We start from the raw sequence: 22487 nt of genomic DNA, 5'->3' as shown, positions 1-22487 counted from the left end.
CGGAGAAACGCATGGCCATCACATCCGAACTGCCTATCGAGATAGATGCCTCTGCGATGGACATGGCCAACGCCATGTTCGGTGCCGGCATCAGCGTGCTCGACGCCAGCTATCAGGGGGCGGAGCACGCCTCTGGAATCTACTCACAGGGCGACAGCGTGGCACCGGGCTTCACCCCGTCCGACAGCGGCGTGATCCTGTCCACGGGCCGCGCCACCGACATCACCAATTCCTCGGGCGATGCCAACATCTCCGCCGGCACCTCGACGAGCAATCTCACCTTGGGCGACGCGGACCTGAGTGCGATCTCGGGGCGCAGCCGCTGGGCTGGCTGGGGATCAGCACGCGGCGGGCTGAAGGACCGGATGCGCCCGTGCGTATCGCGGCGGGCGCGTTGGGGGATCACGTGGCGCTGGACCTGTCGCCAAATCACCGGGTGATGATCACGAGGCCGACCGCGGACCTGCTCTTTGCCGAGCGCGGGGTGCTGGTGCGGGCGCTTGACCTCGCTGGCCAGGCGGGGATCGCGCGGTGCGAGGACGGGCGCGCGCTGCGCTACGTGCACCTGCTCTTCGACCGGCACGAGATCGTGTGCGCAAACGGGCTGTGGAGCGAGAGCTATCACCCCGGCCCCGAGACGATGAACGGCTTCGACGTAGAAGCCGAAGCCGAGCTGCGCCGCCTGTTTCCCGAGCTGTACGAGGGGATGGGGGCCCGCGCGCTATGGCCCCGCCGCGCGGCGGGTGCTGCGCCGCTACGAGGCAGGGCTGCTTGTCGCGACCTTCCCGCCCGGCGGCAGGGTTGTGCAGGGTGGTTCGGCAGGCCTCCGAGAGCGGGTGATGCGGTAGCGCGCCCGCCCGCCCCGGGGTGCGGCGCGTAAGACTCGTTCCCTGCCGCCCCGTCCCAGCCTAGACTGGCGGGATGATCCTCTCGCGCGACCGTGGCTATATTTTCGTTCACATTCCCAAGACCGGGGGCACCTCGCTCGCGCAGGCGCTGGAGGCGCGGGCAACCGCCACCGACATCCTGATCGGCGACACGCCCAAGGCGCGGCGGCGGCGCGGGCGGGTGGCGCGCCTGCGCGGTCAGGCACGGGGACGGCTGTGGAAGCATTCCACGCTCGCCGATATCGACGGATTGCTGACGCCCGCAGAGATCGCCACCATGTTCACTGTCACCCTGGTGCGCAACCCGTGGGACCGGATGGTGAGCTATTACAACTGGGCGCGCGCGCAGAGCTTTGATCATCCGGCGGTGCGGCTGGCGCGGGCGCGCGATTTCGCCGGGTTCGTCACCGCGCCCGAGACCCGCGCCGCCTGGTCCGCGCATCCCGCGCGCCACTACATGACCGCCTCTGATGGCCAGGAACATGCCCGCCTCTGCATACGGCTCGAGGCGTTCGAGGCCGATGCCGGGCCGCTCTGGCAGCATCTCGGATTTCGCCTCGACCTGCCGCGGCTCAACACCTCGGCGCGCGGCGATTACCGGGGGTATTACAGCGACCACACCGCAGCGATCGTGGCCGACATCGCCGCCGAGGATATCGCGCGGTTCGACTATTGCTTCGAACCGCATGGGTCGATTTGATCAAATCGTGTTTCACCTCTGGCCAATCCGCGCGACCTGGGACAATGTCAGCGGCACTGACCTTTGCCCCGGGAGATCGCCATGACCCAACCGCCCCTGCGTATCGCCATCAATGGGTTCGGGCGCATCGGCCGCACGATCCTGCGCATCCTGATGCGCGAGCGCCGCGATTTCGAACTGGTCTGCATCAACGAGATCGAGCCGATCGAGACCTGTGCCTATCTCTTCCAGTATGACAGCGTGTTCGGCCCCTGGCCTGGCACGGTGACGTGGGAGGATGCGGCGACATTGGTGGTGGACGGGTGTGCGATCCCGTTCCACGCGGCGCGCGACCTGAGCGAACTCGACCTCTCGGGCGTCGATCTGGTGCTCGACTGCACCGGCATGGCCGGTGCGCGCGCCGTGGCCGAGCGGGGGCTGGCGGCGGGCGCGCGCATGGTGCTGGTCTCGGGGCCTTCGGACGAGGCCGATATCACCGTGGTGATGGGGGCCAACGAGGAGGCGCTGGCCGGGCAGCGGATCGTGTCGAACGCATCGTGCACCACCAACGCGCTCGCGCCGCTGGCGCGGCTTCTGGACGAGGCGTATGGCATCGAGAGCGGGCAAATGACCACGGTGCATTGCTATACCGGCAGCCAGCCCACGGTGGACAAGCCGCGTGGTGCGCCCGAGCGCAGTCGCGCCGCCGCGCTGTCGATGGTGCCCACCACCACGAGCGCGCAGCACCTGACGGGGCAGGTTCTGCCCGGCCTCGCGGGACGTATCGAGGCGCGGGCAATCCGGGTGCCGACGGCGTCGGTCTCGGCCATCGACCTGACGGTGCAGACCCGCGCTCCGGTGACGGTAGAGGCGGTGGCCGCGATGCTGCGCGACGCCGCCGCGCGCCATCACTGGCTGGGCTGGACCGAGGCGCCGCTGGTGTCGTCGGACCTGCGCGGGCGGCCCGAGAGCCTGATTGTCAGCGGCCCGCAGATATCGGTCTCGGCGGGCGGGCTGTTGCGAGTGTTCGGCTGGTATGACAACGAGTGGGGCTTTTCCGCCCGGATGCTCGACATGGCGCTGCTCATGGGCTGGGGGGCGGCGCGCCCGCCCGCAGTCTAGCGCAGCCGCACGTTCTCGAAGCCCATGCCGCGTAGCCGCGCCGCGCCTGCGCGCGCGTCCGTCATTGAGCCGAACGGCCCGGCGAGCACGAGGGTTAGCTTGCGCCCGTCGCGTTGAAGCGTGCCGCGCCGGGCGGGCATCCCGGCCCCGGCGACACGACGCGCCGCGGCAAGGCCCTGAGCGGCATCGGCGAAGAGACCCGCCTGCGCGTAATGCGCGGTTTGGCGCGGCTTTTGCGGGGCGGGCGTTGGCTTTGGCTCCGGCACGGCAGCGGTGGTGGCCGGGGCCGAGCGCGTCGAGATCGAGGTGAGAGGTGCGCTGGCCTGTGCGCGCTGACGCGCCTCGGTTACGGTGACGGGATCTGGCACGTAGCTGCCGCGCGTGGCCACGGTCACCCCGGCGGCGCGCTGCTCGTCGAAGCTGGTATAGGGCGGCTGAAGCCCCGGAAAGTTGTGGATCACGTCGGCCCCGGTGCTCCGGTCGATGAGGCGGCGCGGCACGGTGTTCGTCCACATCAGTTCCATCCGCGCCTTGCCCTCGAAGGTCTGGTGCGCGCGGCGCGGGTTGAGGCGGTCGTCTTCCCAAGCCGGTTTCATGCCGTCGGGCACGCTGATACCGGCGAGGCTGGTCTGCTGGCTGGCGTAGACGCGGGCCGGCGCGACGCGGGTGCCGGGCGGCACGCTCTCGGGCGTGGCGATTGTGCCCGGCGGTGGGGTGACGGCAGTGCTGCCGCCTCGTGCATAGGTGATGTAGTGCGCTTGTTGCGGGCCGCAGCGCACGGGCGAGCCGTTGTGCTGGACGGTATAGGCCGCCGACACGCCGCTGATCCCGGCGCAGGCGGTTTGTCCGGGGTCGGGGGGCGTGATCTTGCGCGCGGGCCGTCCTGCGGGTTTGGCCTCGGGCTTCGGCGCGGCTTGCGGCGCGGTCTTGGGGGTGACGATGACAGTGACGCGCTCCGGCGCCCGCGGGGCGGGCCGGGCACTGGCTGTGCGGGGTGCGGTGGCGGGCTTTGCCGGGGGCTTCGCGCTACGTGGCGCGGGTGTCGGCTTGGGCGCAGCCGCCGTTCGTTGTGTCTTTTGAGCGGGTTCCTCGTCTGCCTTGGCCTTGGCGAGCGAGGGGCTAAAACCGCAAAGCGGCTGGCGCGAGCGAGTGAGGCGCGGCACCCACGTCTCGGCCGCCCCAACGCCCGCCCGGATGAAGACGCAGCCCGCGCTATCGACATATTGTGTGCCACTGTAGGAATCGGGTGGAAATTCGGCCGGAACGGGCAGGTTACGAAGGGATTGCGCCTCGCCCGGCCCTGCGGTCAGCGCAACAGCCATGCAGGACAGATACAGAAAGCGACGAACCGACATGCGACCCCCCTAGATCAATACCCGGAAACGTGCCTTATTTTCACCGCTTAGTAAACAGGTATTGGCTCATCTAGTGGCGTGCGCGTCACTTACCGCAGATGCTGGGGGTCGGTCCCGGTGCCGAAGCCCCGAGTTTGGGCCGTCCGGTCCTCAGGCAGGGGGTTTGCGGGTCGAGTGAGTCGTGCTAAGACCAAAATGGTTTAACGTTAAACGATCGTTGCGTTATGCTGATCGGAGACCGGGAGGAGACCCATGACCGATAGCCCCAAGGACATCCTGCGCGCGGCGGCGCTTGAATATCACGAGTTCCCCAAGCCCGGGAAGCTGGAGATACGCGCCACCAAGCCGATGGCCAATGGCCGCGACCTGGCGCGCGCCTACAGCCCCGGCGTGGCCGAGGCGTGCATCGAGATCAAGGCCGACCCGCAGACCGCGCGCCGCTATACCGCGCGCGGCAACCTCGTGGCAGTGGTCACGAACGGCAGCGCGGTGCTGGGCCTGGGCAATATCGGCGCGCTTGCCTCCAAGCCGGTGATGGAGGGCAAGGCAGTGCTCTTCAAGAAATTCGCCAATATCGACTGTTTCGACATCGAGGTGAACGAGGCTGATCCTGAGCGGCTGGCCGAGATCGTTTGCGCGTTGGAGCCCACCTTCGGCGCGGTCAATCTCGAGGATATCAAGGCGCCTGACTGTTTCATCGTCGAGCGCATCTGTCGTGAGCGGATGAACATCCCCGTGTTCCATGACGACCAGCACGGCACAGCCATCGTGGTGGGTGCGGCGGCGACCAATGCGCTTCATGTAGCGGGCAAGCGGTTCGAGGATATCAAGGTGGTCTCGGCGGGAGGCGGCGCGGCAGGCATCGCCTGTCTAAACATGCTGCTGAAGCTGGGGGTGAAACGCGAGAACGTGTGGCTGTGCGACATTCATGGGCTGGTGCACGAGGGCCGCGAGGTAGACATGAACCCCGAGAAAGCCGCCTTTGCGCAAGCCTCGGACTTGCGCAGCCTGGGCGACGTGATTGCGGACGCGGACCTGTTCCTAGGGCTGTCGGGGCCCAACGTGCTGACGCCGGAAATGGTGCGCGAGATGGCGGCGCGCCCAATCGTCTTCGCGCTGGCCAACCCCGACCCCGAGATCATGCCCGATAAGGCGCGCGCGGCGGTGCCGGACGCGATCATCGCAACGGGGCGCTCGGATTTTCCCAACCAGGTCAACAATGTGCTGTGTTTCCCGTTCATCTTCCGCGGGGCGCTGGACGCCGGTGCGACCGAGATCAACGACGCCATGCAGGTGGCCTGCGTGCAAGGGATCGCCGATCTCGCCCGCGCCAGCACCAGCGCCGAGGCGGCGGCGGCCTACCGCGGCGAGGCGATGACTTTCGGCCCCGATTACCTGATCCCCAAGCCGTTCGACCCGCGTCTGTCGGGGATCGTGTCGTCATCGGTAGCGCGCGCGGCAATGGAGACCGGTGTCGCCACGCGACCCATCGCCGACCTGGAGCAGTATAAGGCCGATCTCGATGCCAGCGTGTTCAAGTCGGCGCTGCTGATGCGTCCGGTCTTCGAGGCTGCGCGAACCGCGGCGCGCCGTCTCGTCTTTGCCGAGGGCGAGGACGAGCGCGTGCTGCGCGCCGCGCAGGCGGTCCTGGAGGAGACACCGGAACAGCCGATCCTGATCGGGCGGCCCGAGGTGATCGCTCGGCGCTGCGAGCGGGCGGGGCTGGCGATCCGGCCGGAGCGCGATTTCAACGTGGTCAACCCCGAGAACGACCCGCGCTACCGCGACTACTGGGAGACCTATCACGCGATCATGGCGCGGCGCGGAGTGACGCCCGACATCGCGCGCGCGGTGATGCGTACCAACACCACTGCCATCGGCGCGGTGATGGTGCAGCGCGGCGAGGCCGACAGCCTGATCTGTGGCACATTCGGCGAGTTTCGCTGGCATCTCAACTACGTGTCCCAAGTGCTGGCTGATGGCGAGCATCATCCACACGGCGCGCTCAGCCTGATGATCCTCGAGGATGGGCCGCTCTTTATCGCCGATACCCATGTCTATTCGCTGCCGACGCCAGAAAACCTCGCCGAGATCGCCATCGGGGCCGCGCGCCACGTTCGCCGTTTCGGGATCACGCCCAAGGTGGCGTTCTGCTCGCAGTCGCAGTTTGGCAACCAGTCCGAGGGTTCGGGCAAGCGGTTGCGCGCGGCGATCGAGCTGCTCGACGCCGCGCCGCGCGACTTTGCCTACGAGGGCGAGATGAACGTGGATGCCGCGCTCGATCCGGAACTGCGCGACCGGCTCTTGCCCGGCAACCGGCTGGAGGGGGTGGCAAACGTGTTGATCTTTGGCCATGCCGACGCGGCTTCGGGGGTGCGGAACATCCTCAAGGCCAAGGCTGGCGGGCTGGAGGTGGGGCCGATCCTGATGGGCATGGGAAACCGCGCGCATGTGGTGACGCCGGGGATCACGGCGCGGGGTCTTCTGAACATGGCCGCGATCGCCGGAACACCGGTGGCGCATTACGGATAGAATCGCCGGTTAGCAGGGGTTTTCAGGAAAATTTGCAAAGTTTCCGCTTCGGGAGACTAGAAAGCCCTCCTTGCCGATAGTTTGCAAAAATTTGCAGGCTATCTGGGGGAGTTTCTGCAAATATTTCGCGGCCTTCTGCCGCGCCGCCGCGCTCGACGCTTGCCGCAGGCCCACGCGATCCGTAACACCGATGCAAAGGATCGGAGGAGGATACGATGGGATACAAGGAGATTTACGCGCGTTCGCTGGCTGACCCCGAGGGATTTTGGCTTGAACAGGCCGAGGCGATCGACTGGGCGCGCAAGCCGTCGAAAGCGCTCTTTGCCGAGAACGCCCCGCTCTATGAATGGTTCAGTGACGGGCTGGTGAATACATGCTGGAATGCGGTGGATCGCCATGTCGAGGCCGGGCGCGGCGCGCAGGCGGCGATCATCCATGACAGTCCCGTGACCGGCATCAAGCAAAAGATCAGCTATGCGCAACTGCGCTCGCGGGTGGCGCGGCTGGCAGGTGCCTTGCGTGCGCGCGGCGTGGAAAAGGGCGACCGCGTTATCATCTACATGCCGATGGTGCCCGAGGCGCTGGAGGCGATGCTGGCCTGCGCGCGGATCGGCGCGGTACATTCGGTGGTGTTCGGCGGGTTTGCCGCGCACGAGCTGGCGGTGCGGATTGACGATTGCGCACCGAAGGCGATCATCGCCGCCTCCTGCGGAATCGAGCCGGGCCGGGTGGTGCAGTACAAGCCGCTGCTGGACGGGGCGATCGAACAGGCCGCGCACAAGCCCGAGTTTTGCGTGATCTTTCAGCGCGAGGAGGAGGTTGCCCATCTCGAACCGGGGCGCGATCTGGACTGGCACGCCTTTCAATACGGGGTCGAGCCCGCCGAATGCTTGCCCGTCGAGGGCAACCACCCTGCCTACATCCTCTATACCTCTGGTACCACCGGGCAGCCCAAGGGCGTGGTGCGCCACACTGGTGGGCACCTGGTGGCGCTCAACTGGACGATGAAGAACATCTATGACGTGAACCCTGGCGAGGTGTTCTGGGCGGCGTCGGATGTGGGCTGGGTCGTAGGGCACAGCTATATCTGTTACGGGCCGCTCATTCACGGCAACACCACCGTCGTGTTCGAGGGCAAGCCGGTGGGCACGCCCGATGCCGGCACCTTCTGGCGGGTGATCTCCGAGCACAACGTGCGCAGCTTCTTTACCGCGCCAACGGCGTTCCGTGCGATCAAGCGCGACGACCCGGAGGCAAAGGAGCTGGCGAAATACGACATTTCCTGCCTGCGCGCGCTCTATCTCGCGGGCGAGCGCGCTGATCCCGACACGATCAATTGGGCCGCCGACAAGATGGGCGTGCCGGTTTATGACCACTGGTGGCAGACCGAGACGGGCTGGACCATCGCCGGCAACCCGGCAGGGTGCGAGCCGATACCCGTCAAGATCGGCTCGCCCACCGTGGCGATGCCGGGTTATGACGTGCAGATCCTCGATGAGGGCGGGCACGAGGTGCGGCCAGGCACGCTGGGCGCCATCGCGATCAAGCTTCCGCTGCCGCCGGGCACGCTGCCGACGCTGTGGAATGCCGAAGACCGCTATCGCAAATCCTACCTCGACCATTTCCCCGGCTATTACGAGACCGGCGACGCGGGCATGAAGGACGAGGACGGCTATCTGTGGATCATGGCGCGCACCGACGATGTGATTAACGTGGCCGGGCATCGCCTGTCCACCGGCGCGATGGAGGAGGTTCTGGCCAGCCATCCGGACGTGGCCGAATGCGCCGTGATCGGGGCGAGCGACGCGCTCAAGGGGCAGGCGCCGGTGGGATTCCTGTGCCTGACCAAGGGCGTCAACCGCGGCCATGATGAGATCGTGCGCGAATGCGTCGGCCTCGTTCGCGACCAGATCGGGCCGGTGGCGGCGTTCAAGCTCGCTGTGGTGGTGGATCGCCTGCCCAAGACCCGCTCGGGCAAGATCTTGCGTGCGATCATGGTACGTATCGCCGACGGGCAGGAGTACAAGATGCCCGCCACGATCGACGATCCGGCGATCCTCGACGAGATCAAGAGTGCCCTGCAAAGTATTGGTCTGGCAAAAGATTGACGAAATTCCCCCGCGCGGGCGGACCCGCGCGGGGGATCGGCTTGCCCGGTGCGCCGGGCAGGAGAAGAGCCGTGCCTCAGGACGAGCGCGCGGTCAGGATCGTTACCGTCACGGGGTTGGGGATGAGACTGGTTACAGAGGCCGCATCGGGGCTGTTTCCATCCCGCTCCGGATACAAGACGATTCCCGCGACGATCAGGCTTCCAAGCAGAAGTATCCTGATGGCATTCATTACCCGCATGACCGTGCCTCCCTTCCCTGACATGGCACACCTGCGTAGTGCAGGCAAAGCGAGGGTGCGCAAGTCGGGGTAGGACAAGCAATAGCGTGCTGATGATATCCGATAACAAGGAGGGGTGCGCGCGCTTGTCAGGGGAGCTGTCTCCACATGAGGAGACACATCGTGTGCCTTCATATCCATGCATTTTTTGCTTGTCTGGTCTGTGCCATACCCGATCCGTCATCCGACGGTTACGTGCCGCAGCCACCCGGTGCCCATCGCTTTTTCACCGATCAGGTGGTGGGCGACGTCTCCGCCGGCGAGGCGCGGGGCGCGGGGCGCGGGCGCCACGCGGCATTTGCGGCTCACCGGGACGGTGAGCACGGAAATTCGTTGCGGATTCATTCAGGCGTGGGCCGATCTGGATGTGCCTTTCACGGATTTCGCGGCATCGGGGCGCTGTTGCGCGGCGGGTCGCGCCCCGAGACGGTGAAGAGCCTGGCTGCGATGGCCTATGGGCGCAACCACGATGCAGACCTCTCGTTTAAATGGCTGGGCCTTTACAGATCAGCTTTGTGCAAGCCTATGAATTTTTTTGTGGATAACAGAGCCATTCTGGTCACTTCAGGTAAACTGTTCGCGCAACAACCGTTCCTCCAGCCCGTGGCCGGGATCGAACAGGATGCGGTGGCGGATGTCGGTGCGCGAGCGGATTTCCACCCAGTTCACGCTTTCCACCCAGCGGCTGTCGGCATCGGCCATCACCGGACGCTTGTCCGGCTCGATCACGTCGAAGCGGACACAGGCTGTCTTGGGCAAGAGCGCGCCGCGCCAGCGTCGGGGACGGAACGCGGCCACCGCGGTGAGCGCCAGTACGTCCGAGCCGATGGGCAGGATCGGCCCGTGGGCGGAGTAGTTGTAGGCGGTGGAGCCGGCGGGCGTGGCCACCAGCGCGCCGTCGCAGATCAACTCCTCCAGCCGCAACCGCCCGTCGATGGAGATGCGCAGCTTGGCCGCCTGCGGTCCGGCGCGCAGGAGCGATACCTCGTTGATGGCCAGCGCCTCGTGCACCGTGCCGTCATTGGCCTCGGCGCGCATGGCCAGAGGGTTGATGATCTCTTCCTCGGCACTGGCGAGCCGCTCGGGCAGGTCGGTTTCGGTATAGTCGTTCATCAGAAAGCCGACGGTGCCACGATTCATTCCGTAGACCGGCGTGTCGAGCGCCTGCGTGCGGTGCATGGTGTGCAGCATGAACCCGTCCCCGCCCAGCGCCACGATCACGTCGGCCCGCGCTTCGGGTGCATCGCCGAAGCGCGCGACAAGGGCGGCGCGTGCGGTTTGGGCGCTGGGCACGTCGCTGGCGACAAAGGCGATCTTGCGGCGCATCTGGACTCCTCGCGGCTTTGGCGCGCGGATCGAAGCACAATTCGCGCCCCAAGGCCAGCCATGCCGGTGTGGCGGGCGGATGTGTCGCTTTGCGATCTTTCCTTGAGGGCACCTTTCGGCTACGTGATCGCGAAAGTTATCTTCTGGCGGAGGACAGCACATGCCCCATGACGGAATCCGGCCCATGGCCGATAGCGGCTTCTTCACCGAGGCGCTGGCCTCGCGCGATCCCGAAATTTCCCGCGCGATAGAGCAGGAGCTTGGTCGCCAGCGCGACGAGATCGAGCTCATCGCGTCCGAGAACATCGTCTCGGCGGCGGTGATGGAAGCGCAGGGCTCGGTGATGACCAACAAGTATGCCGAGGGCTATCCGGGGCGGCGCTATTACGGCGGCTGCCAGTTCGTGGACATCGCCGAGAACCTCGCCATCGAACGGGCCTGCGAACTCTTTGGCTGCGGCTTTGCCAACGTGCAGCCGAATTCCGGCAGCCAGGCCAACCAGGGTGTGTTCACCGCGCTCCTGAAGCCGGGCGATACCATCCTCGGCATGAGCCTCGATGCGGGCGGGCACCTGACGCATGGCGCGGCGCCCAACCAGTCCGGCAAATGGTTCAACGCCATCCAGTACGGTGTGCGCAAGCAGGACAACCTGATCGACTACGACCAGGTGCAGGCGCTGGCCACCGAGCATCAGCCCAAGCTCATCATCGCTGGCGGCTCGGCGATCCCGCGCCAGATCGATTTCGCGAAGATGCGCGAGATCGCCGACAGCGTGGGCGCGTATCTTCACGTCGACATGGCGCATTTCGCCGGAATCGTGGCGGCGGGCGAGCATCCCAGCCCCTTCCCGCACGCGCATGTGGCCACCACCACCACGCACAAGACGCTGCGCGGCCCGCGCGGGGGCATGATCCTGACGGATGACGAGGCGCTGGCCAAGAAGTTCAACTCGGCCATCTTCCCCGGTATCCAGGGCGGACCCCTGATGCATGTGATCGCCGCCAAGGCAGTGGCCTTCGGCGAGGCCCTGCGCCCGGAATTCAAGAGCTATATCAAAGCCGTCGTGGCCAATGCTCAGGCGCTGTCGGACCAGCTCATCAAGGGCGGGCTGGATACTGTGACGCATGGCACCGACACCCACGTGGTGCTGGTGGACCTGCGGCCCAAGGGCGTGAAGGGCAACGCCACCGAGAAGGCGCTGGGCCGCGCGCATATCACCTGCAACAAGAACGGCGTGCCGTTCGATCCCGAAAAGCCCACGGTGACGAGCGGCATCCGCCTCGGCAGCCCGGCGGGCACGACGCGCGGCTTCGGCGAGGCGGAGTTCCGCCAGATCGCCGACTGGATCATCGAGGTGGTCGATGGCCTCGCCGCGAATGGCGAGGACGGCAACGGCGCGGTGGAGGAAAAGGTCAAGGCTGAGGTCGAAGCGCTCTGCGCGCGCTTCCCGATCTACCCGAACCTGTGATTGTTAAGAGGCGCGCCTTCGGGCGCGCCTCATTCGTCGAGCGAGCCGTGCACCGCCACGAGATCGAGTTCGGCCCCCTGCGGCGCGATGGTACTGAAGCTTTCGCGCACCCCGGCCTCTGACAGTTCGCGCATCACGGTGAGCAGCGTGTTGGGCGCGTGCTCGTCGCACAGGTCGGCCATCTGAGCAATCTCGTCCCGTGCCACGGGCAGGGCGGCCTGTATATCGGGCGCGCCGTAGACATCGACGAAGTGCTGCGCCAGCGCTCGTGTCACGACCTCGGCCTCGTCCGGCTCGATCTGCGTGACGGCGACGAAGGTGGCGCGGCCGAAGGTCTCGACCCCGAGCCAGCCATTGGCGAAGGCCTGCCGTGCCTTGCCGACCAGATCGCCCTCGCCCCAGTTAGAGAATTCGAAGCCGCCGGAAATGCACCATTCGCCGGTGCGTGCTGGGCTGTGATAGACGCGCAGGTCGCTCTCGTCGAAATGGATCGCGCGGGCGAGTTTCATTGTGTGACCTCCAGCAGCGAGGTGAGGGGGATCAGATGGGTGATGTCACCCTCGCGCATGAGCATACCGAAATCCTCGTCCACACCAACCCACGTGCCGGTTAGGCCATCAAGCGTGACCGCCTCGCCCATGCCCCAGGCGAGGCCGCGCCATTCGGCGTGAAGAGGGCGCGGGCCCTCGTCCTCCCAGCGGGTGATCCAGACAAGTGTGTGCCGCGCCCAGGCCTCGAGCAGCATGAGAGGGTCAAGTTCGGCGCAACCTTCTTCGAGCAGGGCGGTCTCGTCCGGGGTTTCGCCGGGGTGGTCCGTGCCGGGGGTAATCGGCACGTCCAGCCCCACCACGAGCCAGCCGGGCAGGGCAGCCGGGTCGGTACCTCCTGCCGCCACGCGCAGCCGCCCGCAGCGCGCGCCGTTGACCCGGATGCCGCCCGACCATTCGAGATGCACCGCCACCTCTGGCGGGGCCAGCGCGCCGAGCGCGTTCTGAAAGCCGATACCGCAGGCGGGCAGCATCGCCATCGCCTGCGCCAGCGGCACCTCGGGGGCCATCACGAGCGCCGCTGCCAGTTGCCTGTCGGTCACGTTGTGCACGATGAGCCCCGCGTCGCAGCCTAGCGCGGCCATCGCGCGGGCCTTGTCGAAGGGTGATATCGCGCCGGTGACGGCGAGGCCCGACATCAGCGGCGGAAAGGAGGGTGCGCTCATGCCACGCCGCGCGAGACGAGATCGCGCGCCACCTGCCGAAACGCCTGGGCCTGCGGGCTGTCGGGCTTGGTCACCACGATGGGCGCGCCGCCATCCGAGGCCACCCGGATATCGAGATGCAGCGGCACCTCGGCCAGTAGCGGCACGCCCATCTTCTCGGCCTCGGCCTTGACGCCGCCATGGCCGAAGATGTGCTCTTCGTGCCCGCAATTGGAGCAGATATGCGTGCTCATGTTCTCGATCAGGCCCAGGACCGGCACCTTGAGCTGGGTGAACATGTCGATTCCCTTGCGCGCGTCCAGAAGCGCCACGTCCTGCGGGGTGGAGACGATGATCGCGCCGTCCACCTCGGTCTTTTGTGCCAGCGTCATCGACACGTCGCCGGTGCCCGGCGGTAGGTCGACGATCAGGCAGTCGAGCGCGCCCCATTGCACCTGCATCAGCATCTGTTGCAGCGCCCCCATAAGCATGGGTCCGCGCCAGACCACGGCCTGATCCTCGTTCACCATCAGGCCGATGGACATCATGGTGACGCCGTGATTGCGCAGCGGCAGGATGATCTTGCCGTCTGGGCTGGCGGGACGACCCGAGACGCCCAGCATGCGCGGCTGCGACGGCCCATAGACATCGGCATCCAGCAGGCCCACCCGGCGGCCCTCGGCGGCGAGCGCGCAGGCGATATTGGCCGAGATGGTGGACTTGCCCACGCCCCCCTTGCCGGAGGCGATGGCGATGATGTGGTCGACGCCGGGCACGCGTTGCGGGCCCTTGGGCTCGGCCTTCTTCGCGGGCTTGAGGTCGGGCGGCTCCTTGGCCGAGTGTGCGGTCAGAACCGCCGAAACACTGCCCGCACCTGCCGATTTCGCCGCCGCCTCGGCGGCGTCGCGCACCGGCCCGTAGGTCTTGGCCTTGGCCGGGTCGATCTCGAGGACGAAACGCACCTCCTCGCCCTCGACATTGAGCGCGCGCACCACGCCCGCCGCCACGATATCAGACCCGCTCACGGGATCGGTGATCTGCTTCAGCGCCTCTAGGACGCTCTCGCGTGTTACCGCCACTTCAATTCTGCCCCTTGATCTTTCCGGTCACCACGTGCTCGACATCGAGCCCCTCGACGGTCAGCACCACCTTGGCCTCGAATTCCTGGCCCGCGGTCGCGCCCTTGGCACGCAGCCCCTCCTCGATGGCCTGCTGCGAGGTGACGCCCACCTGCTTGAGAAACTTGCGCATCGACATGTTGAAATCGTCACTCATCGCGGTCTCCTTCCTTCTGATCGTCCGCTTGACGCGGATATAGTCTTGTTTCTACGGTCCGGTATGGTTCGTCGCGTTCCGATATTCGCGTGCCTTTGCGGCGCGCTGGCGCTGGTGATGGCGGTCGTTTTGCCTTTGGCGGCGCAGGCCGATGCCAAGCGGTTCAGTCTTGCCGTGCCCGCGTCGCTGGTGGAAAGCGGGCTGCTCGATTACCTGTTGCCGCGTTTCTCGTTGAAGACTGGCGTTCGGATCGAGGTTGTGCCGGGCAAGGCCGCGGCCGAGGCGGAGCTTGGCACGCAAGAGGGGCGCGCGGTGTTCACTGGTTCGGGGGAGACATGGCGGCTGCGCATCAGGGACGATCATCCGGGAGCGGTGCGCTTCGTGGATTGGCTGACCTCGGAGATTGGGCGGCGTACGGTCACGAGCTACGAGGTGGCGGGCACGGCGCCCTTCACGCCGCCCGAGGCCGACGCGATGGAAGGGGAGGCTCCAAGCTTCGACGGCGACGCCGCGTTGGGGCGACGCGTTGCGCAAGCCAAGTGCGGGCGCTGCCACGTGGTTGATCCCAACCGGCGCGGCGGCATCGGCTCGACCCCGTCCTTTCCGGTGCTGCGCACGCTGAGCGACTGGGACGCCCGGTTCCAGACGTTCTACGCCCTCAACCCGCATCCCGCCTTCACGCAGGTGCCCGGCGTGACCGAGGGCTTTGCCAAGCACCTGCCGCCGGCCATCGTGCCCGTCGAGGTGAGCCTGGGCGAGATCGAGGCAATCCTTGCCTATGTGGCGGGCATCGCTCCCGCCGATCTGGGGGCGCCGATCCAATTTCAGTGATCCTTGCGGTTCGGCGTCTGAACCTTGCGGTTCGACAGGTAATCCTCGGTGGTGCGCGGGCGCGGGCGCTCGCCCGACGAGAACGGGCTGTCTGCCGTACCAAACTGTGCGTTGATGCGGCAATTCTCGCACATCTGGATCGTGCGCGCGGCGTCGGGTGTGCCGAACATGGAATGCTTGCCCGCCAGCTTCTCGGTGATCTTTTCAATTGTCGATTTCGAGCCGAAGAGCGCACCGCATTCGATGCAGGCAAACGGCTCTTCCTCGTTGAGCACCACCTGCCCGAGCGCGGCCTCGGTCACGTTCATGCGCGGCTCCAGCGTGATCGCCTTTTCCGGGCAGATCGTGGCACAGATGCCGCATTGCAGGCAGGCATCCTCTTGAAAGCGCAGTTGCGGCAGATCCTCGTTGTCCAGCAGCGCGCCTGAGGGACAGAGCGACACGCACGAGAGGCACAGCGTGCAAGCGTCCTGGTTGACGAGAACTGCGCCATAGGGTGCGCCCTCGGGCAGGGGCAGGCTCTCGGCCCCGGGGTTGAGAGCGCGGGCGGCCAGCCGCGCCACCTGCCGACGGCTGCCCATCGGCAAGACCGGCTCGGCGAGCGGCGCGGGGGCCTCGATATTGTAGAGCGCGTCGCAGAGCATGTCGGGGTCGGCGAGGTCAAGAAGGCGTATCGGGTGGCCGCCCGCCATCGCCTGCGCAAGCGGCAACTCGGCGTCAGGCGCGTCGCGCTCGGTGCTGGGCGACAGCAGCACAGACACCTCGGCAAAGCCCGAGGCGAGGGCGGCGAGAATCTCGGCATGGCCAAAGCTTGCGAGCGCGCTCATCTCCAGCGGGATCACGTCGGCGGGCAGGCCGCGCCCATGGCGTGCGGCGAGGCGGATCATCTCCGCGCCAAAGTCTGCGTCATGCACCAGCAGCCGTGGCGCTTCGCCGCCCGCGCGGCGATAGGCCGACGCCAGCGTCTGGATGCGGCGCAGGATCATGTCGGGTGGCGGTGCGTCATAGGTGATCGCGCCCGATGGGCAGCGCGCGGCGCAGGCCCCGCAGCCCGCGCAGACCATCGGATCAACGCTGACATGCTCTCCCGCGGGTGTGATCGCGCCGGTGGGGCAGATGTCGAGGCACTTGGTACAACCGGTCTGCTCGGCGCGGGAATGCGCGCAGAGAAGCGGCTCGACCGCCACGTAGAGTGGCTTCTCGAAGGTGCCGGTAAGCTGCGAGGCGGCGAGGATCGCGTCGGCCACCGCTGGCAGGCTGCCGGGATCGGCGCGCAGGTAGCCCTCACGCTTTTCCGGGGCGGGAAACAGTGGGGTGCCGACGGTGAGGTCTATGATGACGTCGCAGGTCGTCTCTGCCCCGTTGCGCGGCGCGGTCCATTCCAGCGCGCCGCGCCCGCCGGGATTGACCTGGCGCAACTCGTCGAGCCGGAGGTGGAAGCCGCCGAGCGCACCCTGTGCCGTCGTGATGCGCGCGCTGATCGTGTCGAAATCGCGATTGTCGGGCGGGGCGCTGTCGTCTGTCAAAAGGACCGTGACCGCCAGCATCGGCGCGAGCCGCTCGGCGGCTGACAGTGCCACCTCGGCCTCACCGATGACTAGGCACAGCCCCTCGGAGGTGACGTCCACGCTCCTGTCGGGGCGCGCGGGCAGGGTGGCCTCGGCCACGAGCGCGGACATTTTGGGTAGCGTCGAGGCCTGATCGTCGGTCCACCCGGCGCGGTCACGCAGGTCGAGGCAGGCGGGAGGCTCGACGCCCAGATCGGCGGCAATCTCGTCGAAGACTCGGCGCTCCTGCGTGCAGCAGATTATCGGTTCGTCGCCGTCCGCGGCGGCGATGGCCTTGGTGGCGGACCCTGTTTCGGCGGTGCACAGCGCACTATGCATCCGAGAGCACACAAGCCCGGAAGTCCGCGAAAGCGCCGCGGCGTCGATCTCCTGAGAGCCGGAGCAGTCGCATAATATCAAGCGTTTGGGCATGTTTCCCCCGGGTGTTTCGGTTTCGGGAAAGGCGCGTTTGGCGCGGATCAGGCAGAAGCTTAGACATGATTCGAGGTCGCCGTAAACAGCCATTCGAATCACGCTGCACGATCGTGAGCGGCTAATTTCACGGGTTCGTAAGCCTGATTGATTCCATTTGTTTTCAGCATCTTGCTATGCGGCGGCGCAGCATTTTGGCGCCGATCCGGTCAATCTGTCCAATCCGGCACGGTTGCCGTGGCGGTGTGGTTCAAAATGTCCGGGATCGTGCCGCGGTAGACCGTTGCGCACAGAAAATGCTTTGCGTGGTCAAAAAACTGCACCAATCTTGGCAAGGCCAGCAATTGGGGACATCGCCAGCCGTGACCGCCGTCGCACATGACAAGCAATTGCTCCTGCCCCTCGGGGTTGTCGTACGGCGTGCGCCGGGGGTGACGCGGTGGGTGCCGTGGTGCTGGCGTGCGGTGGCTGTGTTACCTGGCGCGGGTCCCGCAGAATGGCGTGAATTGCGCCGCGACGGCGACGTCGTCGAGTATCACGCCGCCACGCTGACCCTCGATCTCCACCACACGCAAACCGATGCCTATCTTGAGGCGCTGCGCGCACGGGTTCCGTCAGTTTACGTTGTGATGCGCCCGGTGGCGGCGCAGGGCGGGCAGATGCCTTTCGAGGTGACGCTGGTCACCGCCTCGCCCTTCGAGGCGCAGGATTACTGCGACACCGGCGAAGAGATGGTGGAGCGGGTGCCGATGCCCGAGGGGTTGATCGCGCTGACCCGCGATTTCGTCGCCGCGCACCACGTCGAGGAGGCGTTCAAGAAGCGCAAGCGCGATCGGGTCCGGGTGACGGGATCGGAGGATGGGATCGGCGATGCGCGCATCCCACAGACGGCGGATGTCTACCGCGCGCCATCGCGCGCCCGCAAGGAGAGGATGCATTGACCGGGGCCGCGGATTTCTGGTCGCGCCGCAAGGCGCGGGTCGCCGCCGAGGACGCGGCAGAGGAACGTGCCGCCGCCGCGCAGGCCGAGGCCGAGCGCGAGACCGAGCTGGCCGACAAGTCGGACGCGGAGATTTGCGAGGAACTGGGCCTGCCCGATCCCGACACGCTCGAGGCGGGTGACGATTTCCAGGCTTTCATGGCCAAGGCCGTGCCCGAGCGCCTGCGCCGCCGGGCGCTTCGGCGGCTGTGGCTGAGCAACCCGGCGCTCGCCAATCTCGATGGGATGGTGGATTACGGTGAGGATTTCACCGACAGCGCCTGCGTGATCGAGGGAATGCAGACCGCCTATCAGGTGGGCAAGGGAATGCTCGCCCATATGCAGGAGATGGCCCGGCAGGCAGAGGCTGCCGCGGAGGCCGAGGGCGAGGCACCCGAACCGATGGCGCTGACCGAGGCGGAGCCCGTGGCAGAGGCCGAGGTCGCGCCGGAAGCGGAGGCCCGTGAACAGGCTGCGCCTGTGCCGAACGAGGCCGCCGATGCCGATGCGGAAGATGCATCGCAACCGCCGACGCGTCGGCGGATGCGCTTTGCCTATGCCGACAACGCCGGAGAGCAGGCATGACCAACCAAGAGGCCATTATGGACACCACAGAAGCCGCGCCCGCGATCGCCGAAGAAGACCGCATGCGCGCTGATCTCTACGACTTCCTCGCCGTGCTGCTGGCACGCCCCGCCGATGCCGCGCTGCTGGAGCGGACCGCTGCGCTGAGCGGCGACGACACTGCGATGGGGCAGGCAGTGTCGGCGCTGGCGCGGGTGGCGAAGGTGAGCACGCCGCGCGCGGTGGAATCGGAATTCAACGCGCTCTTCATCGGGTTGGGGCGGGGCGAGTTGCTGCCTTACGCCAGCTATTACCTCACCGGCTTTCTCAACGAGAAGCCGCTCGCCAGTCTGCGCCGTGACATGGCTGCGCGCGGGATGCGGCGGGCCGAGAACGTCTACGAGCCCGAGGATAATATCGCCTCGCTCATGGAGATGATGGCCGGGCTGATCCGGGGTCGCTTTGGTGCGCCGGGCAGCCTCGAAGATCAAAGGACGTTCTTCGCACGGCACATCAGCCCCTGGGCGGGGCACTTTTTCACGGATCTCGAGGGCGCTCAATCCTCTGTTCTCTATGCCTCGGTCGGCGCGCTCGGCCGGGTGTTCATGGAGATCGAGGCTGAGGGCTTTCGGATGAGCGGGGCGTGAGCCACGCAACAACCGGCGGCGTGTGCCGCCATTAACGAGGGGAGGGACCCTAGAATGACACGGAAACCCGAGGAGGCCACAAGCCGCCGCGATTTCCTCCGGCTCGCTGCCACTGGCGCGCCGGTTGTCGCCGTGGCCACGGCCGTGACCGGCAGCAAGGCCGAGGCCGCAGAGCCCGACCTGTCATCCGACCGGATGCAGGACACGGCGCATACCCGCGCCTATTACGACAGCGCCCGGTTCTGACCCCCGGACGCCGTAAACCGCCGCTGACGACTGGTTGCGTGACGCCCGACTGTCAGTGGAAACCGCAGTACCCAGCCTGAATCCAGGCCCAGGGAGGAGAGAGAAACATGCTTAGGAAAAAGACCAACGGGGTTGCGCGACGCCCCCAGCGGACCAGTATCCTGTCCGAGGTCGGCGGCAAATCCGTCGATCGCCGCGCGTTCCTGCGCGGCAGCGGCCTGGCCATCGGTGGCCTTGCCGCGGTGGGGGCATTGGGTGGTACCGTCACCCGCGCCAACGCCCAGAGCGCCGCCAAAGAGGCGGTGAAGACGGTGAAATCCGTCTGCACCCATTGCTCGGTCGGGTGCACGGTCGTGGCCGAGGTGCAGGACGGCGTCTGGACGGGCCAGGAGCCCGGCTGGGACAGCCCCTTCAACCTCGGCGCGCATTGCGCCAAGGGCGCGTCGGTGCGCGAGCACGCGCATGGCGAGCGCCGCCTCAAGTACCCGATGAAGAAAGAGGGCGGCGAGTGGAAGCGCATCAGCTGGGAACAGGCGATCAACGAGATCGGCGATGGCATGATGCAGATCCGCGAGGAAAGTGGGCCTGACAGCGTCTACTGGCTGGGCTCGGCCAAGCACAGTAACGAACAGTCCTACCTGTTCCGCAAGTTCGCCGCCTACTGGGGCAGCAACAACGTGGACCATCAGGCGCGCATCTGTCACTCGACCACCGTTGCAGGCGTTGCGAACACATGGGGCTACGGCGCCATGACCAACAGCTACAACGACATCCACAATTCCAAGGCCATCTTCATCATTGGCGGCAACCCGGCGGAGGCGCATCCCGTCTCGCTGCTGCACGTGCTGAAGGCCAAGGAGGAGAACAACGCGCCGCTCATCGTATGCGACCCGCGTTTCACCCGCACTGCGGCCCATGCCGACGAATACGTGCGCTTCCGTCCCGGCACCGACGTGGCGCTGGTCTGGGGCATCCTGTGGCACATCTTCGAGAACGGCTGGGAGGACAAGGAATTCATCCGCACCCGTGTCTGGGGGATGGACCAGATCCGCGACGAGGTGAAAGGGTGGACGCCCGAGGAGGTCGAGCGTGTGACCGGGACACCGGGGTCGCAGCTTCGCCGCGTGGCGCGGACGCTGGCCAACAGCCGTCCCGGCACCGTGATCTGGTGCATGGGTGGCACGCAGCACACCAACGGCAACAACAACACCCGTGCCTACTGCATCCTGCAACTGGCGCTCGGCAACATGGGCACCTCCGGCGGTGGTACCAACATCTTCCGTGGCCATGACAACGTGCAGGGTGCGACCGACCTCGGCGTGCTGAGCCACACTCTACCGGCCTATTACGGGCTGAGCGCCGGGGCTTGGGCCCATTGGGCGCGCGTTTGGGGCGAAGACCCCGAGTGGCTTGCCGGGCGGTTCGCCACGATCAAGGCCAAGGACGGCAAGGATCAATCGCTCCAGAACCTCTCCGGTATCCCGGTGAGTCGCTGGATCGACGGCGTGCTCGAAGACCCCGAGAACATGGACAACCCCGACAAGGTGCGCGCCATGGTGCTCTGGGGCCATGCGCCCAACAGCCAGACCCGCGGCAAGGAAATGAAGACCGCGATGGAACAGCTCGACATGCTGGTCGTGGTCGATCCCTATCCGACCGTGTCGGCGGTGATGCATGACCGCACCGACGGGGTCTACCTGCTGCCCGCGGCGACGCAGTTCGAGACCTATGGCTCGGTCACCGCGTCCAACCGCTCGCTGCAATGGCGCGAGAAGGTGGTCGATCCGCTCTTCGAGTCGAAGCCGGATCACGAGATCATCGGGCTGTTCGCCAAGAAATTCGGCTTCCACGACCGGTTCTTCCGCAACATCAAGATCGAGGATGACGGCGTGACCCCGAATGTCGAGGACACGCTGCGCGAAATCAACCGCGGCACCTGGACGATCGGCTATACCGGGCAGAGCCCCGAGCGGCTCCGGCTGCACATGGCCAATCAGCACACCTTCGACCGTACCTCGTTGCGCGCGGTCGGCGGGCCCGCCGATGGCGAGACCTACGGCCTGCCCTGGCCGTGCTGGGGCACACCGGAGATGAAACATCCCGGCACCCATGTGCTCTATGACATGTCCAAGCCGGTGAGTGAGGGCGGCCTCACCTTCCGCGCGCGCTTCGGTGTCGAGCGGGACGGTGACAACCTCTTGGCCGAGGGCGTCTACTCGGTGGGCTCCGATATCCAGGACGGGTATCCGGAATTCACCATGCAGATGCTCATGGACCTGGGCTGGGATAGTGAGCTGACCGACGAGGAACGCGCGGCGATCGACGCCGTTGCGGGGCCCAACACCAACTGGAAGACCGACCTTTCGGGTGGGATCCAGCGGGTGGCCATCGCCCATGAATGCGCGCCGTTCGGCAATGCCAAGGCCCGCGCGGTGGTGTGGACCTTCCCCGACCCGGTGCCGCTGCACCGCGAGCCGCTTTATACGCCGCGGCGCGACTTGGTGGCAGATTACCCCACCTACGAGGATCGGCACGCCTACCGGCTGCCAACCCTCTATGCTTCGATCCAGAAGAACGACTTCTCGAAGGAATATCCTATGATCCTCACATCCGGCCGTCTGGTCGAATACGAGGGTGGCGGCGACGAGAGCCGGTCGAACCCGTGGCTGGCCGAGCTTCAGCAGGACATGTTCGTCGAGATCAACCCGCGCGACGCCAACGATCTGGGGCTGCGCGACGGCGAACAGGTCTGGGTCGAGGGTGCCGAGGGTGCCAAGGTCAAGGTCATGGCGATGGTGACCGAGAGGGTGGGCGCGGGCGTGGCCTTCATGCCCTTCCACTTCGGCGGTCATTTCGAGGGGCGCGACCTGCGGGAGAACTATCCCGACGGGGCAGACCCCTACGTGCTGGGCGAGGCCAGCAATACCGCCCAAACCTATGGCTATGACAGCGTGACCCAGATGCAGGAGACCAAGTGCACTCTCTGCAAGATCATGCCAGCGTAAGGAGATAGAGAC

Annotated in this window: 21 protein-coding genes; 13 read left to right on the top strand and 8 right to left on the bottom strand. The window is 66.5% G+C overall.

All coding sequences use genetic code 11. The annotated features are described in order from the left end of the window. Window positions 1-11 precede the first annotated feature (11 nt). From CRJ03_RS20345 to CRJ03_RS13335, 4 genes are all read left to right on the top strand, one after another. Entirely contained in the window at window positions 12-440 is a 429-nt protein-coding gene (locus CRJ03_RS20345) for a choice-of-anchor L domain-containing protein (protein WP_240611674.1), read from the top strand. Then, window positions 323-880 (top strand): Hint domain-containing protein, encoded by a 558-nt coding sequence (locus tag CRJ03_RS20340; RefSeq protein WP_240611687.1) that lies wholly within the window; start codon window positions 323-325, stop codon window positions 878-880. The genes CRJ03_RS20345 and CRJ03_RS20340 overlap by 118 nt, the downstream gene beginning before the upstream one ends. 41 nt (window positions 881-921) lie before the next feature. Beyond that, complete coding sequence (locus CRJ03_RS13340; protein WP_104019368.1) at window positions 922-1587, top strand: sulfotransferase family 2 domain-containing protein; 666 nt, start codon at window positions 922-924, stop codon at window positions 1585-1587. Window positions 1588-1668: 81 nt separating this feature from the next. Continuing rightward, window positions 1669-2688: a type I glyceraldehyde-3-phosphate dehydrogenase gene (locus tag CRJ03_RS13335; RefSeq protein WP_104019367.1), complete on the top strand. Its 1020-nt coding sequence runs from the start codon at window positions 1669-1671 to the stop codon at window positions 2686-2688. On the opposite strand, the gene CRJ03_RS13330 is transcribed toward CRJ03_RS13335, so the two are convergent. Then, on the bottom strand, window positions 2685-4043 hold the full coding sequence (locus tag CRJ03_RS13330; RefSeq protein ID WP_129590284.1) for an SPOR domain-containing protein: 1359 nt from the start codon (window positions 4041-4043) through the stop codon (window positions 2685-2687). The two genes, CRJ03_RS13335 and CRJ03_RS13330, sit on opposite strands and share 4 nt — an antisense overlap. A gap of 252 nt (window positions 4044-4295) precedes the next feature. Here CRJ03_RS13330 and CRJ03_RS13325 point away from each other — a divergent pair, with 252 nt between their 5' ends. Then, window positions 4296-6575, top strand: a complete 2280-nt coding sequence (locus CRJ03_RS13325) for an NADP-dependent malic enzyme (RefSeq protein ID WP_104019366.1) — start codon at window positions 4296-4298, stop codon at window positions 6573-6575. 215 nt (window positions 6576-6790) lie between these two features. Then, the gene (prpE, locus tag CRJ03_RS13320; protein ID WP_104019365.1) at window positions 6791-8683 is read left to right on the top strand and encodes a propionate-CoA ligase PrpE; all 1893 of its coding nucleotides are present in this window, start codon (window positions 6791-6793) and stop codon (window positions 8681-8683) included. A 76-nt stretch (window positions 8684-8759) separates the two neighbouring features. Here the strand turns inward: prpE and CRJ03_RS19960 are convergent, their stop codons facing one another. Next, window positions 8760-8924, bottom strand: coding sequence for a hypothetical protein (locus CRJ03_RS19960; RefSeq protein WP_206018371.1), 165 nt, complete (start codon window positions 8922-8924; stop codon window positions 8760-8762). Between the two features lie 603 nt (window positions 8925-9527). Then, the gene (locus CRJ03_RS13315) at window positions 9528-10289 is read right to left on the bottom strand and encodes an NAD kinase (RefSeq protein ID WP_104019364.1); all 762 of its coding nucleotides are present in this window, start codon (window positions 10287-10289) and stop codon (window positions 9528-9530) included. Between the two features lie 160 nt (window positions 10290-10449). On the opposite strand from CRJ03_RS13315, the gene glyA reads away from it, so the two are divergent. After that, window positions 10450-11757: a serine hydroxymethyltransferase gene (glyA, locus tag CRJ03_RS13310; RefSeq protein WP_276308235.1), complete on the top strand. Its 1308-nt coding sequence runs from the start codon at window positions 10450-10452 to the stop codon at window positions 11755-11757. A 29-nt stretch (window positions 11758-11786) separates the two neighbouring features. Here the strand turns inward: glyA and CRJ03_RS13305 are convergent, their stop codons facing one another. The 4 genes from CRJ03_RS13305 to CRJ03_RS13290 are packed head-to-tail and all read right to left on the bottom strand — an operon-like array spanning window position 11787 to window position 14224. After that, on the bottom strand, window positions 11787-12266 hold the full coding sequence (locus CRJ03_RS13305; RefSeq protein WP_104019362.1) for a DUF6505 family protein: 480 nt from the start codon (window positions 12264-12266) through the stop codon (window positions 11787-11789). Next, entirely contained in the window at window positions 12263-12970 is a 708-nt protein-coding gene (locus CRJ03_RS13300) for a biotin/lipoate--protein ligase family protein (protein WP_104019361.1), read from the bottom strand. Before CRJ03_RS13300 ends, CRJ03_RS13305 begins: the two co-directional genes overlap by 4 nt. Beyond that, window positions 12967-14028, bottom strand: coding sequence for an Mrp/NBP35 family ATP-binding protein (locus CRJ03_RS13295; RefSeq protein WP_104019360.1), 1062 nt, complete (start codon window positions 14026-14028; stop codon window positions 12967-12969). The genes CRJ03_RS13300 and CRJ03_RS13295 overlap by 4 nt, the downstream gene beginning before the upstream one ends. A gap of 1 nt (window position 14029) precedes the next feature. Beyond that, window positions 14030-14224, bottom strand: coding sequence for a DUF6494 family protein (locus tag CRJ03_RS13290; protein ID WP_104019359.1), 195 nt, complete (start codon window positions 14222-14224; stop codon window positions 14030-14032). Between the two features lie 63 nt (window positions 14225-14287). On the opposite strand from CRJ03_RS13290, the gene CRJ03_RS13285 reads away from it, so the two are divergent. Beyond that, the gene (locus tag CRJ03_RS13285) at window positions 14288-15055 is read left to right on the top strand and encodes a c-type cytochrome (protein ID WP_104019358.1); all 768 of its coding nucleotides are present in this window, start codon (window positions 14288-14290) and stop codon (window positions 15053-15055) included. Here CRJ03_RS13285 and CRJ03_RS13280 read toward each other — a convergent pair. Beyond that, window positions 15049-17034: a 4Fe-4S binding protein gene (locus CRJ03_RS13280; protein WP_104019629.1), complete on the bottom strand. Its 1986-nt coding sequence runs from the start codon at window positions 17032-17034 to the stop codon at window positions 15049-15051. The genes CRJ03_RS13285 and CRJ03_RS13280 overlap by 7 nt on opposite strands. 395 nt (window positions 17035-17429) lie before the next feature. Between CRJ03_RS13280 and CRJ03_RS13275 the strand changes: the two genes are divergently transcribed. The 5 genes from CRJ03_RS13275 to CRJ03_RS13255 all read left to right on the top strand — a co-directional run bounded on the left by CRJ03_RS13275 (window position 17430) and on the right by CRJ03_RS13255 (window position 22475). Beyond that, the gene (locus tag CRJ03_RS13275) at window positions 17430-17975 is read left to right on the top strand and encodes a DUF3305 domain-containing protein (RefSeq protein ID WP_439126642.1); all 546 of its coding nucleotides are present in this window, start codon (window positions 17430-17432) and stop codon (window positions 17973-17975) included. Further along, complete coding sequence (locus CRJ03_RS13270) at window positions 17972-18598, top strand: DUF3306 domain-containing protein (RefSeq protein WP_104019356.1); 627 nt, start codon at window positions 17972-17974, stop codon at window positions 18596-18598. The genes CRJ03_RS13275 and CRJ03_RS13270 overlap by 4 nt, the downstream gene beginning before the upstream one ends. Next, window positions 18595-19224 (top strand): TorD/DmsD family molecular chaperone, encoded by a 630-nt coding sequence (locus CRJ03_RS13265; protein WP_206018370.1) that lies wholly within the window; start codon window positions 18595-18597, stop codon window positions 19222-19224. Before CRJ03_RS13270 ends, CRJ03_RS13265 begins: the two co-directional genes overlap by 4 nt. A gap of 54 nt (window positions 19225-19278) precedes the next feature. Next, the gene (locus tag CRJ03_RS13260) at window positions 19279-19470 is read left to right on the top strand and encodes a ubiquinol-cytochrome c reductase iron-sulfur subunit N-terminal domain-containing protein (RefSeq protein ID WP_104019355.1); all 192 of its coding nucleotides are present in this window, start codon (window positions 19279-19281) and stop codon (window positions 19468-19470) included. Window positions 19471-19577: 107 nt separating this feature from the next. Continuing rightward, window positions 19578-22475, top strand: coding sequence for a formate dehydrogenase subunit alpha (locus CRJ03_RS13255; protein WP_104019354.1), 2898 nt, complete (start codon window positions 19578-19580; stop codon window positions 22473-22475). The last annotated feature ends 12 nt before the right edge of the window (window positions 22476-22487 follow it).

Origin of the sequence: Roseovarius nitratireducens, assembly GCF_002925845.1 — a bacterium.
GTDB classification, from domain to species: domain Bacteria; phylum Pseudomonadota; class Alphaproteobacteria; order Rhodobacterales; family Rhodobacteraceae; genus Roseovarius; species Roseovarius nitratireducens.
This window is presented reverse-complemented; position numbering and strand designations above follow the sequence as displayed.

Excerpts from the sequence above, each read along its gene's own strand:
- CRJ03_RS13280 (WP_104019629.1), bottom strand. The coding sequence starts at position 17,034 with ATGCCCAAACGCTTGATATTATGCGACTGCTCCGGCTCTCAGGAGATC.
- CRJ03_RS13260 (WP_104019355.1), top strand. The coding sequence starts at position 19,279 with ATGACACGGAAACCCGAGGAGGCCACAAGCCGCCGCGATTTCCTCCGG.
- CRJ03_RS13305 (WP_104019362.1), bottom strand. The coding sequence starts at position 12,266 with ATGAAACTCGCCCGCGCGATCCATTTCGACGAGAGCGACCTGCGCGTC.
- CRJ03_RS13265 (WP_206018370.1), top strand. The coding sequence starts at position 18,595 with ATGACCAACCAAGAGGCCATTATGGACACCACAGAAGCCGCGCCCGCG.
- CRJ03_RS19960 (WP_206018371.1), bottom strand. The coding sequence starts at position 8,924 with ATGCGGGTAATGAATGCCATCAGGATACTTCTGCTTGGAAGCCTGATC.
- CRJ03_RS13330 (WP_129590284.1), bottom strand. The coding sequence starts at position 4,043 with ATGTCGGTTCGTCGCTTTCTGTATCTGTCCTGCATGGCTGTTGCGCTG.
- CRJ03_RS13285 (WP_104019358.1), top strand. The coding sequence starts at position 14,288 with ATGGTTCGTCGCGTTCCGATATTCGCGTGCCTTTGCGGCGCGCTGGCG.
- CRJ03_RS13255 (WP_104019354.1), top strand. The coding sequence starts at position 19,578 with ATGCTTAGGAAAAAGACCAACGGGGTTGCGCGACGCCCCCAGCGGACC.
- CRJ03_RS13325 (WP_104019366.1), top strand. The coding sequence starts at position 4,296 with ATGACCGATAGCCCCAAGGACATCCTGCGCGCGGCGGCGCTTGAATAT.
- CRJ03_RS13340 (WP_104019368.1), top strand. The coding sequence starts at position 922 with ATGATCCTCTCGCGCGACCGTGGCTATATTTTCGTTCACATTCCCAAG.
- CRJ03_RS13290 (WP_104019359.1), bottom strand. The coding sequence starts at position 14,224 with ATGAGTGACGATTTCAACATGTCGATGCGCAAGTTTCTCAAGCAGGTG.
- glyA (WP_276308235.1), top strand. The coding sequence starts at position 10,450 with ATGCCCCATGACGGAATCCGGCCCATGGCCGATAGCGGCTTCTTCACC.
- CRJ03_RS13335 (WP_104019367.1), top strand. The coding sequence starts at position 1,669 with ATGACCCAACCGCCCCTGCGTATCGCCATCAATGGGTTCGGGCGCATC.
- CRJ03_RS20345 (WP_240611674.1), top strand. The coding sequence starts at position 12 with ATGGCCATCACATCCGAACTGCCTATCGAGATAGATGCCTCTGCGATG.
- CRJ03_RS13315 (WP_104019364.1), bottom strand. The coding sequence starts at position 10,289 with ATGCGCCGCAAGATCGCCTTTGTCGCCAGCGACGTGCCCAGCGCCCAA.
- prpE (WP_104019365.1), top strand. The coding sequence starts at position 6,791 with ATGGGATACAAGGAGATTTACGCGCGTTCGCTGGCTGACCCCGAGGGA.
- CRJ03_RS13300 (WP_104019361.1), bottom strand. The coding sequence starts at position 12,970 with ATGAGCGCACCCTCCTTTCCGCCGCTGATGTCGGGCCTCGCCGTCACC.